Source organism: Tsukamurella conjunctivitidis (assembly GCF_007858475.1).
GTDB classification, from domain to species: domain Bacteria; phylum Actinomycetota; class Actinomycetes; order Mycobacteriales; family Mycobacteriaceae; genus Tsukamurella; species Tsukamurella conjunctivitidis.
The window spans coordinates 1-568 of the sequence record NZ_VIGX01000213.1 but is presented as its reverse complement, the minus strand read 5'-3'; the positions used below and the strand labels follow the sequence as shown (position 1 = coordinate 568).

The 568-nt window shown below is 68.8% G+C and carries 1 protein-coding gene; it reads left to right on the top strand.

Going from position 1 to position 568, the window contains the following annotated elements; genetic code table 11:
- The coding region (locus FK530_RS25095) for an FGGY-family carbohydrate kinase (protein WP_269434194.1) at positions 1-473 on the top strand (473 nt) is incomplete at its 5' end.
- Positions 474-568 lie beyond the last annotated feature (95 nt).

Below are 568 nucleotides of genomic sequence, written 5' to 3'. Positions count from 1 at the left end.
CGGCGTTCTCGGGATTGTTCGCCCCCTACTGGCGTGACGACGCCCGCGGCGCCATCGTGGGTCTCACGCGCTACGCCAACAAGGGCCACGTCGCCCGCGCGGTGGAGGAGTCCACGGCCTTCCAGTCTCGTGAGGTCCTGGACGCCATGAACGCCGACTCCGGGGTGCCCCTCAAGGAGCTCAAGGTCGACGGTGGCAAGACGCATGACGATCTGGTCATGCAGTTCCAGGCCGACCTGTGCGGTGTGGACGTCGTGCGTCCCAAGGTCATCGAGACCACCGCACTGGGAGCCGCCTACGCCGCAGGTATCGCGGTGGGCTTCTGGGACGGCACCGACGACGTCATCGCGAACTGGCAGGAAGGCAAGCGGTGGACACCCCAGGCCGACCAGGCCGAGGTCGACCGGACCTTCCGCCTGTGGAAGAAGGCCGTCACGCGCACCTTCGACTGGGTCGACGACGACGTGAAGTGATCGCCGTCAGCCGGTGACGGGGGGCCGGGCACGCATGTGCCCGGCCTCCCGCGACATCGCATGAGGGTCGGACAGGGACGGGCCCTGCCCCTCCG